The sequence below is a fragment of the Mesorhizobium sp. M1A.F.Ca.IN.022.07.1.1 genome, from assembly GCF_003997575.1.
In the GTDB taxonomy this organism is placed as follows: Bacteria; Pseudomonadota; Alphaproteobacteria; order Rhizobiales; family Rhizobiaceae; genus Mesorhizobium.
The window spans coordinates 1-1,543 of sequence record NZ_RZST01000607.1 but is presented as its reverse complement, the minus strand read 5'-3'; the positions used below and the strand labels follow the sequence as shown (position 1 = coordinate 1,543).

Annotated in this window: 1 protein-coding gene; it reads right to left on the bottom strand. The window is 59.0% G+C overall.

Annotated elements, in window-relative coordinates; genetic code table 11:
- Window positions 1-3: 3 nt before the first annotated feature.
- Entirely contained in the window at window positions 4-1,407 is a 1,404-nt protein-coding gene (locus EOA75_RS32700) for a hypothetical protein (protein ID WP_245466827.1), read from the bottom strand.
- Between the last annotated feature and the right edge of the window lie 136 nt (window positions 1,408-1,543).

Here is a 1,543-nt window from a genome sequence, read left to right as displayed (position 1 = left end):
CCTTTAGTCTGGTACTGCCAACCTGGCCGGTCGCTTGGCCTTTCGGACGAGGTCGGCCAAATGACTTGTAAGTCCGATCTCGCCTTCAATCTTCACCCCTGCATCGGTCGGCATGTCATGCAGGAATGTCCGCAGTGCCTCGAGCCCTTCGGCCGCTTCGAAGGTCAGCCAGTGGGCTGCCTCTCCCGGCACCAGAACGGTCTGTGATGTCTGGGTTGCACCGCGATGGAGCTGTACCACCCAGACTGTCTGACCGTCATAGACCCACTCAAAGCGTACGGCTCCAAGCGAGCGGGACAGCGTGCCGTAAACCGCGTCGATCTGCTTGGCGACCTCAGACGGCAAATCTTCTGGGTGATCGATGCCCAACATCAAGCCATCGCCCTCACCGGAACGGCCTTCCACAAGCAGCGTTCCATCGATCGTGACAATGGCAGCGCCTGAATAGGCCGCAGGCACCGCGGCCTGACAGATTACGGAAGCTATGGCACTGTGGTTGGGATCCTCGACGGACATAAGCTTGAATGGGTCAGTCCAGCCCTTCAGGGTTGTGTACCTTCCGGGCTCTGGCTCATGCGGACAGGTGCGGGTCCAAACCTCGTGACTTCCCGTCGGCCTTCCGAAGTTGAACGGGGCAACGCGCCGCCCGAAGACAGTGGTAGCTGGCACATTTGCGCCTACAAGTTCGGCCATGAGCAAACCGAACGCCTTGTCACCGATATGTCGGCTGAAACGGTTGGGCCAGTTCATGCTGGCCGTCGCCGCCACCGTATTTTCGGGCTCCGATTCCCAGCATAGCGTGTGGCTGTTCTTCCATCCGCGTGGCCGCGGATGAATGCTAAACTCAATCCGTCCCTGACTCTGCATCTTGAGCTCAGGTCGAAATCCATAGACCTTCGTGAGCAGGTCAAGCGCCCAAGGCACGGGTAAGGAGGCCACCCCGGGCTTCTCCACGCACCGCGGAGTGTCATCAGGAGCGAACTCCATGATGCCGCCCTGGATCACGCCGGAAACCCCGCCATCATTAATATCGATGGTCTCATTGGCGATCACGAACAAGCCCGACGAAATAAGTCGCTTCAGTCCGGCGAGGGCTTCCTGCACGTCACTGATCCCGTAGATAAATTCTTTGCTCCGCGGACTATCCGGGGCATAGCTGCGCAGATTGATCGAGCCGTCCACACTCGCCTCCAGCAGCGCGGCAAGCGCCTCTTGGGCGTCAGTGAAGTGGTGATTGGGGGCGTAGCCGAAGACTCGCGAGTAACTCTGAGAGAAGGCGCCACCGGACGTGGGAAAGAAGCCGACGAATTGCGCCACGTTCCCGGCCCGCGCCAATGCGTCCAGCGATTCATCCTTGCGAAAATTCAAAGCGATACCCAATCCGATTTCTTCATTGGCCGACAGCAACCATCCGGCTAAAGGGCACAAAGTGCCCTTTAGCGCCACCTGGACAAGCGAATGTTCCCCGCTTTCCTGCTAGTTTTGCACAGGCCACGGCCAACTGGGCTCGCACATTCAAAATCGAACCTTGACGCGCCAAGGA